This window comes from Bacillus sp. L381 (genome assembly GCF_030284525.1).
GTDB lineage: Bacteria > Bacillota > Bacilli > Bacillales > Bacillaceae > Bacillus > Bacillus amyloliquefaciens.
Genome location: NZ_CP127224.1, coordinates 1,790,726 through 1,805,505 on the forward strand (window position 1 = coordinate 1,790,726; position 14,780 = coordinate 1,805,505).

The window sequence follows — 14,780 nt, forward strand, 5'->3', positions numbered from 1 at the left end:
CGAAAGGCTTATCTTTTAAAAAATTGGAAAAAATGAATGAAAACACGGAGGTGAGAAGATTGAAAAAAATGAGAAAACGCTCTTTTCATGAATTGGTTATGGAGAATAAACGTGAGCTGATGACCAATACGGAATATTTGAATCAGCTTGAAGAAAAGCTGGAGCAGCGGTTCAAACAAAAATAACCTTTAATTTGCAGTCATGTTTGCGCCTCCTTTTGCGAAATATACTCTTAAGGAGGGATGAACATGGGCACAAACAAGAAAGACGGCCAGCCGCAATACGCTCCGAGCCACTTAGGGACAAAACCCGTTAAATATAAACGCAACAAAGGGGAAAAGTTTCATGACAAGTCAAACGGACATCCGATTGTCATGCAGACGAAAGGTGAATAACATCAACAAAGGAGAGCAGACATTATGACAAATAATTACCAAAAACCGAATCCGGATGACCGATCCGATAACGTTGAAAAGTTGCAGGATATGGTTCAGAATACAATTGAAAATATAGAAGAAGCGAAAGAATCAATGGAATTTGCGACAGATGAGGAAAAACAGCGCATTCAGGAGAAGAATGCCAGACGCAATGAAAGCATTGAATCGTTCCGTAATGAAATTCAGGATGAATCAGCTGCGAGAGAAAACGGATATCAATCGTAATAAAAACCAGGGAAACCTGGTTTTTTCTCTTTCTGTCATGTTGTGATAAAATAGGGCTATCTGATAATAAGGGAGCAGAGAACGTTGCATGTGTCAAAAAAAGAAATAGAAGTGCGGTATGCAGAAACAGATCAAATGGGCATCGTCTATCATGCCAATTACTTAGTCTGGATGGAGGTCGGCAGAACGGCATTGATTAAAGACCTCGGATTTCTGTACAAGGAAATGGAAGAAAGAGGGGTGCTGTCACCTGTAGTGGATATCAGCATTTCCTATAAAAAACCGCTACGCTACGGAGAAACGGCTGTCGTACATACGTGGATTGAAGAATATAACGGATTTAAAACCGTTTACGGCTACCATATCTATAACCCGGATCAAGAGCTTGCGATTAAAGCGACATCCTCGCACATATGCGTTGATAAACAGAGCTTTAAACCGATTCAGTTCCGCAAGGCCTTTCCTGATTGGCACGCCGCTTACGAAAAGGCAAAAAAATAAGGAGCGGCTACAGTTATGGCATTTGGAATTACGCGCAAAGAACTGGATAGATGGAAACGGAATGTATCGGAAGGAAAAATCGCTTTTTTAACGCATTACTGGCTGGACGACCGCTTTCCGCAGGCTAAGACCGTGACGAAGGCCGGTTCAAGCGATCTCAATAAGCTGATCAGATGGGGAGCTGAATACGGGCTGAAGCCCGAGTGGATTCACCATAAAACTGAGTTTCCGCATTTTGACCTGCTCGGTGAAACCCAAAAACGCATATTAGAAAAAGAACGCCTGACTGATCATATCAGAAGGTTTAAGCTGTAAAAAAAGAACGCATCCGCTGCGTTCTTTTTTCTTATACGTAATTAAATACCGGCTCTTCTGACTGATCTGAATATGTGACGGACAAATCGTGGTTATCAAAGTACCATAAGTCGCTTTCTTCAATAAAAAAGGTAATGCCTTCAACTTCCGTGCTGATGCCGGCGTTCATCGGCTGGTCTTTTGATACGCCGAGAGAAAAGCCTTTCTGGACGTTGCTGCACCCTCCGTAACGGACAAAGAAACGGACCTGATCGCCTGTTTCCAGTTCAAGCTCTTCTTTGTACCAATCCAGCGCGTCTTTATTTACTTTCATGTTCATCCGGAACACTCCCTTTTTGTTTCTCATAAAGAAATTATCTCTATTATAAACGCATACGGCATTTTGATGTCAAAATTTAAGTTTCATCAAAACCATTTGATCTTCGGTTCTGTTTTGTTTATAATCCGTTTGATGTTTGCTCTGTGTCTGTAAATAACAAACGCGGTCAGGAGCGTCACTACGATTAATAAATAAGGATCTTTTACAAACAGACAGTAAATAATCGTATAAATCCCTGTTAACATTGAAGACAGAGAAACAAATTTCGTAAGGAATAAAAATACGAAAAATACTGCAACCATCGTTACAAATAACAGCGGAGCATAAAACAGCAGGACGCCTCCCGATGTGGCTACGGCTTTTCCGCCCTTGAATTTTGCGAACACGGGGAATACATGGCCGATCACTGCTGCCACCCCTGCGAGAAGAGGATGAATGGGAACGTGCAGTAAGTACGGCAGCGCCGCGGCCAAGGTGCCTTTTAAAATATCGGCTGCAACGACGACAGATCCCGCTTTAACGCCAAGCGTGCGAAAAGCATTTGTCGCGCCTAAATTTCCGCTTCCGTGTTCTCTAATATCAATCCCTTTTGCAAGTTTGCCTACCACTAAACCTGACGGGATGCTGCCTAATACATAGGCCAAAATAATCAATAAAGCAATCAACATCTACATTTCTCCTTTTCAATGTCCCTTCACTCTATTTTAACACGAGTTGTTACCGTCTGATGACAAGTTTTTTGAGAATTAAGCTGACAAACCGCTTTTTTTGATTCCGGTGAAGGTGTCGTGTACAATAAATCAAAAGGAGATGGTAAAGATGCAAAATCCTTCAAAATCAGAGATTAAAGACATTCTTGACCGAAGCAAACGGATCGCTGTCGTCGGGCTGTCAGACCGTCCCGACCGGACTTCTTACATGGTTTCCAAAGCGATGCAGGATGAAGGGTACGAGATTATCCCTGTCAATCCGACGATTGATGAGGCGCTTGGCGTGAAAGCCGTCGCTTCATTAAAAGACGTGGAGGGACCGATTGATATCGTGAATGTATTTAGACGCTCTGAGCAGCTTCCGGGTGTCGCTGAAGAATTTTTACAGACAGACGCTCCCGTTTTTTGGGCGCAGCAGGGCCTTGCAAATGAAGAAGCGTATCGCATGATTACAGACAAAGGAAGGACGGCTGTTATGGATTTATGTATAAAAGTCGCCCGCGCTGTTACAAAATAGGAACAAAAAAGGCAAAAATCCTTGGCAAATCAGGGGTTTTTGCTTTTTTATTGAAAGAATACTCTTTGCGTATGGTGTTGAAACAGATACAATAAAGCATGAACAGCTTTTTTAGAAACCCCTTTATACAGGGGTTTACAGTCTGTTTGCGATGGCCGGCAAAAATCTATATAATAGAAAGCGAACTCATGTTCTTATTTGCCGAAAAGGGCACCAAAAAGATGAAAAGTCGTTCGAATGTATGTCTTGCGGCCTAAAAAACGAGCCATTCGCTTAAATATGTTGCGAAATCAAGCATATTGGTTATAATTGTGAGTCCGAGGAGAATTGGACCGAAGCTTGCGCATACTGAAAAACAAAGACATGAAAACACTTAAAAAAGAGAATGATTAAGAGCAGTTTTTTTGAAAGGGGTTTGTACGTTTGGCTAGAAAACAGCAATTTGATTACAACGAAGATGCCATACAGGTGCTTGAAGGCCTGGAAGCCGTCAGAAAACGACCGGGAATGTACATCGGTTCGACGGACGCACGCGGCCTGCACCATCTGGTATATGAGATCGTCGACAATTCCGTCGATGAGGTTCTTGCCGGCTACGGAGATCATATTATCGTAACGATACATAAGGATAACAGCATCTCCGTGCAGGACAGAGGGCGCGGAATGCCGACCGGGATGCATAAGCTCGGAAAGCCGACACCGGAAGTTATTTTCACCGTGCTGCATGCGGGAGGTAAATTCGGACAGGGCGGCTATAAAACAAGCGGCGGTCTCCACGGCGTCGGCGCATCTGTCGTAAACGCTTTATCAGAGTGGCTGACAGTTACCATTGAGCGTGACGGCCATGTTTATAAACAGCGGTTTGAAAACGGCGGCAAGCCTGTGACTTCACTTGAAAAGATCGGAACGACCAAAAAAACGGGAACGCTTACCCATTTTAAACCTGATCCGTCAATGTTCAGCGCAACGGTTTATAATTTTGACACGCTGTCAGAACGTCTGCGGGAATCCGCCTTTTTATTAAAAGGGTTGAAAATAGAATTAATTGATGAGCGGAACGACGTGAAAGAAGTATTTTATTATGAGAACGGAATTGAAGCATTTGTCGCTTATTTAAACGAAGAAAAAGACGCTTTATGCGAAGTGGTTTCCTTTGAAGGTGAGCATCATGACATTGAAGTCGATTTTGCGTTCCAATTTAATGACGGATACTCAGAAAATATGCTGTCATTTGTTAATAACGTCAGAACAAAGGACGGCGGAACCCACGAATCAGGGGCCAAAACGGCAATGACAAGAGCGTTTAATGAGTATGCGCGAAAGGTCGCGCTTCTGAAAGAAAAAGACAAAAACCTTGAAGGCGCCGATATCAGGGAAGGTTTGTCAGCAATCATTTCCGTGCGGATCCCGGAGGAACTGTTGCAATTTGAAGGCCAGACAAAAGGAAAGCTTGGCACAAGTGAAGCGAGATCAGCCGCAGACGCTGTCATTTCTGAGAATCTTGCTTATTTCTTGGAAGAAAACCGCGATACGGCTACCCTGCTCGTCAAAAAAGCAATTAAGGCAAGCCAGGCCCGTGAAGCGGCCCGGAAAGCGAGAGAAGAAGCGAGAAGCGGCAAAAAACGCAAAAAATCAGAAGCGACGCTGAGCGGAAAACTCACACCGGCCGGTTCCAGAAATCCGGCGAAGAATGAATTGTATCTCGTGGAGGGAGACTCTGCAGGAGGTTCTGCAAAACAGGGAAGAGACCGGAAATTCCAAGCCGTGCTGCCTCTTCGCGGAAAGGTCATCAACACAGAGAAAGCAAAGCTTGCTGACATCTTCAAAAATGAAGAAATCAATACAATTATTCATGCGATCGGAGGCGGAGTCGGCGCAGATTTTGAAATAGAGGACATTAATTATGACAAGATCATCATCATGACGGACGCGGATACCGACGGCGCGCACATTCAAGTCTTGCTGTTAACGTTTTTCTACCGCTATATGAAACCTTTAATTGAGCAAGGAAAAGTCTTTATCGCGCTTCCGCCTCTTTATAAAGTGAGCAAAGGGAGCGGCAAGAAAGAGATTATTGAATATGCTTGGTCCGACGAAGAAATGGACGGCGTTTTAAAGAAAGTCGGCAAAGGCTATACCATTCAGCGCTATAAAGGTCTGGGAGAAATGAACGCAGACCAGCTCTGGGAAACGACGATGAATCCTGAATCACGAACGCTCGTCAGAGTCAAGATTGACGATGCGGCACGCGTAGAGCGCCGCGTAACGACATTAATGGGAGACAAAGTAGAACCGAGAAGAAAATGGATTGAAAAGAATGTTGCCTTCGGATTAGACGAGGAAAGCAATATTTTAGAAAATGAAAACTTGTCGGTCGCTGAGGAGGTTTAATAGTGGCACAGCCAGAAATATTTCATGATTTACCGTTAGAAGAAGTAATCGGCGACCGTTTCGGACGCTACAGTAAATACATTATCCAAGACAGGGCGCTGCCTGATGCACGTGACGGTTTAAAGCCGGTGCAGCGGAGAATTTTATATGCCATGCACGCAGACGGAAATACATTCGATAAAAATTTCCGGAAAGCGGCGAAAACGGTCGGGAATGTTATCGGTAATTATCATCCGCACGGAGACAGCTCCGTTTATGAAGCGATGGTGCGGATGAGCCAAGATTGGAAAGTGCGGAATGTGCTGATTGAAATGCACGGCAATAACGGCAGCATTGACGGTGATCCGCCGGCTGCCATGCGTTATACGGAAGCAAGATTATCTTCTATCGCATCAGAGCTTTTGCGGGACATTGATAAAAACACGGTTGAATTCGTTCCGAACTTTGATGACACAAGTAAAGAGCCGGTTGTTTTGCCTGCCATGTTTCCTAACTTGTTGGTCAACGGATCAACCGGGATTTCGGCGGGCTATGCGACTGATATTCCCCCTCATCATCTGGGTGAGGTCATTGATGCCGTCATTAAGCGGATTGAATCGCCCGATTGCACCGTCGATGACTTGATGCAGGTGATTAAAGGGCCTGACTTTCCGACAGGAGGCATTATTCAAGGTGTCGACGGTATTCGGAAGGCCTATGAAACCGGTAAAGGCAAAATTATTATCCGCGGAAAGGCTGAAGTGGAAGCTATAAGAGGCGGACGGGAGCAGATCGTCATTACAGAAATCCCGTTTGAAGTAAACAAAGCCAATCTTGTAAAGAAAATGGACGAATACCGCATTGACAAAAAAGTCGAAGGCATTTCTGAAGTCCGGGATGAAACGGACCGAACGGGGCTTCGGGTGGTCGTTGAATTAAAGAAAGAAGCCGACGCAAAAGGCATCTTGAATTTCTTATATAAAAACACTGATCTGCAGACAACGTATAACTTTAATATGGTCGCCATACATAACCGCCGGCCGATGCTGATGAGTCTTACGGCCATTCTGGACGCGTATATTTCCCATCAGAAGGAAGTTGTGACAAACCGCTCCGTTTTTGAATTGCAAAAAGCAAAAGAGCGGCATCATATCGTTGAGGGACTGATGAAGGCACTGTCTGTGTTAGATGAGGTCATTGCCGTTATCCGGGCAAGCAGCGATAAAAAGGATGCAAAACAAAATTTAATTTCTAAATTCGCATTTACGGAGCCTCAGGCGGAAGCGATCGTATCCTTGCAGCTGTATCGTCTGACAAACACGGATATTACAGCGTTAAAAGAAGAAGCGGAAGAGCTCAGCAAGAAAATTCAGGAGCTTGAGGCCATTTTAAGTCATGATAAAAAGCTGTTAAAAGTCATTACCAGCAGCCTGAAAAAATTGAAAAAGACCTATGCTGACAGCAGACGTTCGGTGATTGAAGAGAAGATTGAGGAAATTAAAATCAATCTGGAAGTCATGGTTGCCTCTGAGGACGTATATGTGACAGTCACGAAAGACGGCTATGTTAAACGAACAAGCCAGCGGTCATTTGCCGCTTCCAACGGCCAGGATTTCGGGATGAAGGACACGGACAGGCTGATTCACCAATTTGAAATGAATACAACAGATGTTCTCCTGCTCTTTACCAATAAGGGAAGCTATATATATTGTCCGGTACACCAGCTTCCGGATATCAGGTGGAAAGACATGGGGCAGCACGTAACGAATATCACCACGATTGACCGTGACGAAACGATCGTGAAAGCTATACCGGTAAAAGAATTTGATCCAGCTTCATATTTATTGTTTATGACGAAAAACGGTATGGTGAAAAGAACTGAAATGACGCATTACAAAGCGCAGCGCTATTCGAAAGCACTTGTTGCTCTCAACCTTAAAGGGGACGATGAGCTGATTGATGTTCATGTCACAGACGGCGGCTGCCAGCTGTTTATCGCTACCCGCCTCGGGTACGGCTTATGGTTCGGTGAAGATGAAGTGAATGTAGTCGGAGCCCGTGCTGCCGGCGTGAAGGGCATTAATTTAAAAGACGGTGATACCGTCGTATCAGGACAAATCCTGCATGAAACAGATTCGCTTATCCTCGTCACACAGCGGGGAGCCATCAAACGGATGAATCTCTCTGAATTCGAAAAAACATCCAGAGCAAAGCGCGGCGTTATCATGCTGCGTGAGCTTAAAAAGAACCCGCATCGTGTTGTCGGAGTATTCGCTTGCGCTTTAGGCGACATGATCGCTGCGGAAACAGAAAAAGGCGAGAGAATTGAAACCACCGTGAAATCCTTGCGGGCTAATGACCGGTACAGCAACGGCTCCTTCTTTACAGATGAAGATGAGACAGGGCCGGTAACAGATGTATGGCGCATACCCGCGTCTGATGTTTAAGAGTAAAAATAAAATAAAAAAACCTCCGCTCAATTGGTCCTGAGCGGAGGTTTTGCTTTTTAGCTTTCGTGGCTGCCGAATAAGTCGGTGATAGCGTGAACGACTTCAATTCCCTGCCATACAAATAAGTTCAATGCAGTGAATGAAAATAAGCCTAAAATCACCATTCGTAAGATAAACAACATGTTTAACGACCTCCTCATTTTATGTTACATAGATAGGCGATGTTGAACATGAAGCTTATCGAAATACGAGGACTGATAAAATTTAGCGATTAAAAAGCTTTTCTTACGCTGTCTTCTCCGGGAAGCGGGGCGTTTTCTGTCTGATATCACCATCAGTGAGACAGAAGCGGCAAAAAGCGCCGTCAAAATAAATGAGCCCGTCAGCGATTTTTTCTCATCATCAACATTTTGGCCGGCCTTCATTTCGTGCATTTCCTGCTGATCGGCTACCGCTTTAAAATGATGAGCAGTGTCAAACGCATGGGGAATGGAGAGCAAATGAAAGCTTGCAATCGCTAAAAATAAAATAGATGCTTTTAGAAACAAGATTTTTTTCAAATGTTCTCCCCCCTTCATAAGTCTGAATATTTTTATTATAATACCCTAATTTAAATTAAAAGTAAACACATTTATTAAATTTAAAAAAATATTATCCTGGTTAAGTATATACCATTCCGTCCGTCTTTTCATCTCTTTTCTCTTAAAGGCTATTTGTTATTATATGCACGCAAGCCTTCTGACGTGACAACATTTTTCAGTCTGAGGGATAAAAAATAGAGCATACCAATAAGGAAGGTATATTGAAGAAACCGAAACATTTTCTTAAAAAAACTTCTCAACACCTGTTGTTGTGATATAATAATACTCGTTGTGTTAAAAAATCTAACATATGCAGCAAAATGACAGTAAAAGATATGTAAAAGGGAGGTTAAACATGGAGGCTTTCATCAGTGAAATCATAAATGTTCCAAATGATTTTATTTGGAAGTATCTTGTTTATATTTTAGTAGGAATCGGATTGTATTTTACGTTCCGTTTTCGCTTTATTCAATTCCGATACTTTATTGAAATGTTCAGAATCGTCGGGGAGAAGCCGCAAGGAAATAAAGGAGTGTCTTCAATGCAGGCATTCTTTATCTCGGCAGCTTCCCGTGTCGGAACCGGAAACTTGACCGGTGTCGCGCTGGCGATTGCAACAGGCGGTCCCGGCGCAGTATTTTGGATGTGGATCGTAGCGATTGTCGGTATGGCTTCCAGCTTTGTGGAAAGTACGTTGGCGCAGCTTTATAAAGTGCGTTCAGGCGAAGATTTCCGCGGCGGTCCGGCATATTACATGGCGAAGGGCCTTGGCGCCCGCTGGCTCGGTATTTTATTCGCAGTATTGATTACCGTTTCTTTCGGGCTAATATTTAATGCCGTACAGTCAAATACGATTTCCGTCGCGTTTGACGAAGCTTTCCATGTGAATAAAACAGTTATCGCAATCATTTTAGCTGTATTAACGGCTTTCATCATATTCGGCGGTCTGAAACGTGTTGTATCCGTTTCACAATTAATCGTTCCCGTCATGGCGGGTATGTATATTCTGATCGCGCTGTATGTCGTTATTGTGAATATTACGGCGGTACCTGAGCTGCTGGTTACAATTGTGAAAAATGCGTTCGGTCTTGAGCAGATCGTCGGCGGAAGCTTAGGAAGCATCATTATTATCGGAGCGCAGCGCGGCCTGTTTTCAAACGAAGCGGGTATGGGGAGCGCGCCGAATGCCGCAGCAACTGCACACGTGTCGCACCCTGCTAAACAGGGATTCATCCAGACGCTCGGCGTGTTTTTTGATACTTTTATCGTTTGTACATCGACTGCTTTTATCATTTTATTGTACAGCGTTACGCCTAAAGGCGACGGCATCCAAGTGACACAAGCCGCACTGCAGCACCATCTTGGCGGCTGGGCGCCGACATTTATTGCGATTGCGATGTTTTTATTCGCATTCAGCTCAGTCGTCGGCAACTATTACTATGGTGAGACGAACATTGAATTTATTAAAACAAGCAAAACATGGCTTAACATTTACCGCGTATTCGTCATAGTGATGGTGGTATACGGATGTTTGGCTGACTTCCAGATTGTCTGGGATATGGCAAACTTGTTTATGGGACTCTTGGCTCTCATTAACTTAGTGGCAATCTTGCTGCTGAGTAATGTAGCCTACAAGATCTATAAGGATTATGCCGCTCAGCGCAAAAAAGGTCTTGATCCCGTATTCAAAGCTGAGAATGCCCCAGAGCTGAAGCAAATTGAAACATGGGCGGAAGAAGAAGGTACAAGCCCTGAACGCAAGACTGCTAACTAAGGAAATATGCATATATTTTTCAAAGCCCCTCATATTTTTCTGTGAGGGGCTTTTTATGTGAAAAATCGTTCTTGTAAACAGACTTTTTTGAATTTATTGTATTTTCGTCTTGTATCTGTAAGGGTTTTCGTATAAAGTGTGACTAAAAACAGGTTTACTAAACCGAATCGTTCTCGTCGAGGTGCTAAAGTACATGAAGGAGCATGATATGGCAATTCCGGATAAGGCAGCCGTTATCGGAATTGATGAAGTTCCTTTTGCGGGTTTTTTTACTCCGCCGATTACGACGATCGTCCAGCCTGCGGAAGAAATGGCGCGAAAAGCGGGAAGCCTGCTTCTTAGCCAGATTCAAGAAAAAGATAACGGTCAAAAGCGGATGCACCGATATAAGCCTGTGCTGATCGCCAGGCAATCCGGGTAACCGGTTTTCATTGCGTAAACCGGTAACTACTCCGGTTATATTTAAGACCGCTCAGCGCTGTCTATTGCAGCACCGTTTATACATAAGGATCTCACATTGGCAATCCAAATGGGGCTGATTTTCACCAGTTTCTCTGTCGGAGTTGCTATGTTTAACTAAAGATAAAAAGACACAATCACATATATATAAGTCAACAAAGTCACAGAGGCTGTCCTGCTGGTAACGGAATGGCCTTTTCGTTCTGCCGCTTTATCTGTTCCTATGATAATATAGGAATTGTTTACAAAAGAAGGGAAGAGGAGGGGGCATGAAACAGAAGCCGATATATGTCGAAATCAATATTGCATCTGATATAGAAACGCTTTGGGAATATACGCAAAACCCGATTCTTCATAAGGAATGGGACCTGCGCTTTTCTGACATTACATATCTTCATAGGTTGCCAGGTGAACCGCAAAGATTCCTATATGAAACGCGGATCGGTTTTGGGCTGAAGGTATCTGGGACGGGCGAATCAATGGGGGATAAAAGGCCTCAATCGTCAGAGAGGGTCTCAGCGCTTTCATTTTCCTCTGATCACCCGCTGTCTCTGAAAGTATATAGAGCGGGATAACGGAAACATCACATTTTTGACTCAATATCAATATGAAACGGCCGGCGGTCTGTCGGGAAGATTGATAGACCGTTTTTTATTTCGTCCTCTGCTGGGCTGGGCTACCGCATGGAGCTTTGATGCGTTGCGGCTTTGGATAGAACAAAACAGACATCCGAAGGTATCCGTCCGTTTCGGGTTTGTCTATGTCTTGACGTGTCTGATATTCAGTCTGTATTGGTTTTTTGAAGGCTTTTATGATTGCTTTGCCGATTCAGAGATAGTGAGGGGCGCGCTGGAGACAGGGGTAGGAGTATTATGGCTGTTTCCCATGCGGAGAAGAGCGGCTGATTCACGCCGGGCAGTCAGCCTTCTTTTGTGTAACGGCAATGTTATATTCCGGCGGCGGATTCGCGATCCCGTTAGGAATACTTACGATAGCTGGTTTGATTCTTGAGTTTAAGCTGCCGAGCGCCAGACATACAAAACGAAAGAGAGAGAAGAAGCGAAATGACGGATTCAATGTATGAAAAAGCAATTATCCATTATCAATCACTGCATCCGATGCTGCAGAAACGATACAGGCTTGGCGGATCAAGCACATTTTGCGGAGAAGGAGTTATGTCAGAAATTAAGGGAGGATCTTTGTTTGTCAGAATGCTTTTAAAGACCGGCGTTTTTTTCAGATGTTTTTTCTCAGAGAGGGGCAAAGATATCCCTTTTACCATCGAAAACAAAAACAGGCAAAATGGTGTGGAATGGAACCGTACCTTTTTCTTTAAAGGAAAAACGCGTTATTTTGATGCAGTCATGGAATATGACGAGCGGGAAAATAGAATTCTTGATTACTTCGGCAAGCCTCACGTCCTTCTGTCTGAACTGCATTTAGAAGCGTCTTCAGACGGAGGGCTTATCATTACATCCGGAAAGCAGTGGCTCCTGATAGGCGGAAAGAAAATCCCGCTGCCGGCATGGCTGTGCGGCAGTTCAACCGTTTATGAGGCTTATGATGAGGAGATGAATTGCTTCAGCATAAAGGTACATGTGAAAAATCGGATACTCGGCACACTTTTCTTTTACCGGGGAACTTTCCGGGAAACAGAGGGAGAAATATGCTGAAACGTCATCTCATTGTAAGCGCGGTTTGCTTTTTGGGATTTGCAGCGGCTGAAGCTCCGCATCTATCAGCTGCTGAGACGTTTGTTTTATTATCCGTCCTTTTTTTCGTTCCTGCTGTATTCCGTTTTGCTTTTCGGTCTTCAAAAACTTTAGAGAACGTGTTATTACGGAGTTATCCTATTGCCGCTTTAAGTGCGGCGCTTGCGCTGATCACAGGCTTCAGCCTTTTTGCCTTTGTGTGGCTCATTTATACGCTTGGGCTGGCACTTTATGCTGTACTGCGGCTGATGAAAACAAATATTCACAGAACAGAAGAGATGTCAGTTATGGCAGGCTTTGTTTATTTAGCCGGCGGTGGATTCTGGTTTTTCGCTTACGTTCTTCAGATTCCCGTCATGGATTTCAGTCCGCTTATCGTGCTGCTGACGGCTGTGCACTTTCACTATTCCGCTTTTCTTATTCCGATCTTCAATGGTTTGCTCGGCAGGATCATCCGGGAGAACCGTGTCCTTTACAGGTGGAGCACGGTCATCATTTTGATTTCGCCGATTCTTATTGCCATGGGGATTACATTTTCAAAGACACTTGATGTGATTGCCGTCGCTCTGTATCTGGCGGGTCTGTATGTTAATGCATATCTCGTCTTTAAGGCGCCGTTTGTTACGAAAACAGGCAGTATCTTAATCAGGGGCTCTTCAGCTGTGTTAATGATCACAATTGTTTTTTCTTTAATATATTCGTTCGGTGTCTTCCGTGGGGAGGCAACGTTTACGATCAGCCAGATGATTTGGATTCACGGGGCCGTCAATGCATTCGGCGTTATTCTGCCGGCTTTGGCCGGCTGGAGAATAGAAAATCCGAGACCGTTCGATGAGGGCAGTGAAAGAACGTTCAGCCGTATTTACGGAAAGAGGACGATAGGCAAAAATTTTTTGAATGATATTCACGCAGCAAATGACTTACATTATACCGGCCTTCTAGATCAGATGAGAGAGCTGCATTCTGAAGACTTTTCTGCCGAAAAACTGTCGCCGGCCGTTATTTCCTTTTATGAAAAGACAATTGATTATGACATCAAGGCAAAAGTGACGTGGAACAGATGGTTTCGTCCGTTTGCGCGCATGTACGAGCCGTTCAGCAGAAGAGCGGGGCAGATCCATCTGTCAATGAATCCGGATTGGTATATCATGCACAGCAATATGAAAGGTGTTGACTCTGACAGAGACGGACGAAAGCATGTCCGTGCGTGGATCAGAACAAATGAAAGGCAGGAAACCGTCTTTACTGCATTGTATTCAGTGTACAGGTCAAATGGGGAGGGATACATGAATATTTCTCTCCCGCTGCCGTACAGCCAAATGACGGGCATTTTAAAGCCTTATGCGCATAAGCAGAATCTTGTTTTGACGAGCAGACGCCGAAAAAGCGGAGCGGGTGATGAAGGAATTTATCTTCAAACGAAATGGGGGGCATGTCATCTTCCGCTGGCAGAGACATTTCTTATTGCGGCCCAGAACGAAACAACACTAAAGGCCGTTCATCATATGTGGCTGTTCGGCCTAAAGTTTTTAACGGTGCATTATCGGATCACTCACGCTCCCGGAAGCAAATAACAAGCTGCAAAGCCGTCTGTTCATATGGCGGCTTTTTCTCATCATATGGGTGCGGGAACATTCTGAAAATACCGACCGAAAGCGCTGGGGGCATATCAGGCGCTTTATGCACTCGGCATTTTCGGCGAACCTTTGGCCGCGGGCTTTTTTTAATGATTGACTGGGGCTTAGAACCGGATTTTATTTCGCAGCAGCACTCGGCCTGACGGCTGTTATACTTGCTCATATGCGGGGAGCCGATGCGAAAAAATCGTCGGAAAAGTGCAGGGAAGATGCGGCAGAGTATTATCAGACATGAATTTTGCATTTGTGCGCGTTTTCATTGGATAAAATGCAGAAAAGCGGCAATTGGTGTAATAGATGGTTTGCTTTTGATAATTTGAAAATTGCTTTTGTACCGTTTGCAGTTTAGGTTTGTATCGACCGGCAATTATCTTTGTACAACAGGTTAACAAAATGACCGTAAACGCAACATACCGATTATGTTGTTATAAATTTCTTTTTTGTCTCAATAACTAAAGTATACTTAAGTGTTGAGACAGAGATTTCATTCTTTTGTATAACTTCCTAGAATATATATTATGTAAACTAATAAAATGAAATTCATATTGGAGCCGGGTCTCCTTCCTCTACAATTGTATTAAGTCTTCTTCTATTTGCACGCTGCATGTGATGAGTCTCAATGAATCTTATTTTTATTTAAGCAGTGCTTATTAATTTAAGGTTGATGTAAGGTTCAGATTAATACAGGTTAAGATTGAGGTTGTACAATAAGTTTGTACTTCAGTAAGGGATTCAGTCAAAAGAATTCCCCTTCAATAAATAATAGAGGTGAA

Annotated in this window: 15 protein-coding genes and 3 pseudogenes; 14 read left to right on the forward strand and 4 right to left on the reverse strand. The window is 43.9% G+C overall.

From position 1 onward, the window contains the following. The first annotated feature begins 59 nt into the window (after nucleotides 1–59). From QRX25_RS08845 to QRX25_RS08865, 5 genes are all read left to right on the forward strand, one after another. Nucleotides 60–185, forward strand: a complete 126-nt coding sequence (locus QRX25_RS08845) for an FbpB family small basic protein (RefSeq protein WP_012117651.1) — start codon at nucleotides 60–62, stop codon at nucleotides 183–185. A gap of 63 nt (nucleotides 186–248) precedes the next feature. Then, nucleotides 249–395 carry an acid-soluble spore protein N gene (locus QRX25_RS08850; protein ID WP_013352427.1) on the forward strand — a complete coding sequence of 49 codons (147 nt, stop codon included), beginning with the start codon at nucleotides 249–251 and terminating at the stop codon, nucleotides 393–395. Between the two features lie 24 nt (nucleotides 396–419). Further along, complete coding sequence (gene tlp / locus QRX25_RS08855; RefSeq protein ID WP_045505885.1) at nucleotides 420–662, forward strand: small acid-soluble spore protein Tlp; 243 nt, start codon at nucleotides 420–422, stop codon at nucleotides 660–662. Between the two features lie 84 nt (nucleotides 663–746). Next, nucleotides 747–1,163, forward strand: a complete 417-nt coding sequence (locus QRX25_RS08860) for a YbgC/FadM family acyl-CoA thioesterase (RefSeq protein ID WP_212101465.1) — start codon at nucleotides 747–749, stop codon at nucleotides 1,161–1,163. A 15-nt stretch (nucleotides 1,164–1,178) separates the two neighbouring features. Next, entirely contained in the window at nucleotides 1,179–1,478 is a 300-nt protein-coding gene (locus QRX25_RS08865) for a hypothetical protein (protein WP_212101468.1), read from the forward strand. Nucleotides 1,479–1,509: 31 nt separating this feature from the next. Here the strand turns inward: QRX25_RS08865 and QRX25_RS08870 are convergent, their stop codons facing one another. Both QRX25_RS08870 and plsY read right to left on the reverse strand, forming a co-directional pair. After that, the gene (locus QRX25_RS08870) at nucleotides 1,510–1,797 is read right to left on the reverse strand and encodes a HesB/YadR/YfhF family protein (RefSeq protein WP_065521205.1); all 288 of its coding nucleotides are present in this window, start codon (nucleotides 1,795–1,797) and stop codon (nucleotides 1,510–1,512) included. An 86-nt stretch (nucleotides 1,798–1,883) separates the two neighbouring features. Beyond that, nucleotides 1,884–2,465, reverse strand: a complete 582-nt coding sequence (gene plsY / locus QRX25_RS08875; protein WP_013352432.1) for a glycerol-3-phosphate 1-O-acyltransferase PlsY — start codon at nucleotides 2,463–2,465, stop codon at nucleotides 1,884–1,886. 151 nt (nucleotides 2,466–2,616) lie between these two features. Here plsY and QRX25_RS08880 point away from each other — a divergent pair, with 151 nt between their 5' ends. The 3 genes from QRX25_RS08880 to parC all read left to right on the forward strand — a co-directional run bounded on the left by QRX25_RS08880 (nucleotide 2,617) and on the right by parC (nucleotide 7,841). Continuing rightward, entirely contained in the window at nucleotides 2,617–3,024 is a 408-nt protein-coding gene (locus QRX25_RS08880) for a CoA-binding protein (RefSeq protein WP_212101472.1), read from the forward strand. Between the two features lie 423 nt (nucleotides 3,025–3,447). Continuing rightward, a complete protein-coding gene (parE, locus tag QRX25_RS08885) occupies nucleotides 3,448–5,415 on the forward strand; it encodes a DNA topoisomerase IV subunit B (RefSeq protein ID WP_013352434.1) in 1,968 nt (655 codons plus the stop codon). 2 nt (nucleotides 5,416–5,417) lie between these two features. After that, nucleotides 5,418–7,841: a DNA topoisomerase IV subunit A gene (gene parC, locus QRX25_RS08890; RefSeq protein WP_115997466.1), complete on the forward strand. Its 2,424-nt coding sequence runs from the start codon at nucleotides 5,418–5,420 to the stop codon at nucleotides 7,839–7,841. Between the two features lie 59 nt (nucleotides 7,842–7,900). Here parC and QRX25_RS08895 read toward each other — a convergent pair whose 3' ends face one another. Together QRX25_RS08895 and QRX25_RS08900 are read right to left on the reverse strand one after the other, a co-directional pair. Beyond that, on the reverse strand, nucleotides 7,901–8,026 hold the full coding sequence (locus QRX25_RS08895) for a hypothetical protein (protein ID WP_013352436.1): 126 nt from the start codon (nucleotides 8,024–8,026) through the stop codon (nucleotides 7,901–7,903). Nucleotides 8,027–8,050: 24 nt separating this feature from the next. Beyond that, the gene (locus QRX25_RS08900; protein ID WP_065981583.1) at nucleotides 8,051–8,404 is read right to left on the reverse strand and encodes a hypothetical protein; all 354 of its coding nucleotides are present in this window, start codon (nucleotides 8,402–8,404) and stop codon (nucleotides 8,051–8,053) included. A 376-nt stretch (nucleotides 8,405–8,780) separates the two neighbouring features. On the opposite strand from QRX25_RS08900, the gene QRX25_RS08905 reads away from it, so the two are divergent. From QRX25_RS08905 to QRX25_RS08930, 6 genes and pseudogenes are all read left to right on the forward strand, one after another. Beyond that, nucleotides 8,781–10,199, forward strand: coding sequence for an alanine/glycine:cation symporter family protein (locus QRX25_RS08905; RefSeq protein ID WP_212101475.1), 1,419 nt, complete (start codon nucleotides 8,781–8,783; stop codon nucleotides 10,197–10,199). A gap of 160 nt (nucleotides 10,200–10,359) precedes the next feature. Then, a pseudogene (locus QRX25_RS08910) lies at nucleotides 10,360–10,620 on the forward strand (substrate-binding domain-containing protein); the annotation flags it as partial. 45 nt (nucleotides 10,621–10,665) lie between these two features. Beyond that, nucleotides 10,666–10,776 (forward strand): annotated as a pseudogene (locus QRX25_RS08915) (hypothetical protein); the annotation flags it as partial. Between the two features lie 151 nt (nucleotides 10,777–10,927). Then, nucleotides 10,928–11,742 (forward strand): annotated as a pseudogene (locus tag QRX25_RS08920) (hypothetical protein). Next, complete coding sequence (locus QRX25_RS08925; RefSeq protein WP_212101481.1) at nucleotides 11,723–12,331, forward strand: DUF4166 domain-containing protein; 609 nt, start codon at nucleotides 11,723–11,725, stop codon at nucleotides 12,329–12,331. Before QRX25_RS08920 ends, QRX25_RS08925 begins: the two are co-directional and overlap by 20 nt. Continuing rightward, nucleotides 12,325–13,944, forward strand: a complete 1,620-nt coding sequence (locus QRX25_RS08930; RefSeq protein WP_212101485.1) for a YndJ family protein — start codon at nucleotides 12,325–12,327, stop codon at nucleotides 13,942–13,944. The genes QRX25_RS08925 and QRX25_RS08930 overlap by 7 nt, the downstream gene beginning before the upstream one ends. The last annotated feature ends 836 nt before the right edge of the window (nucleotides 13,945–14,780 follow it).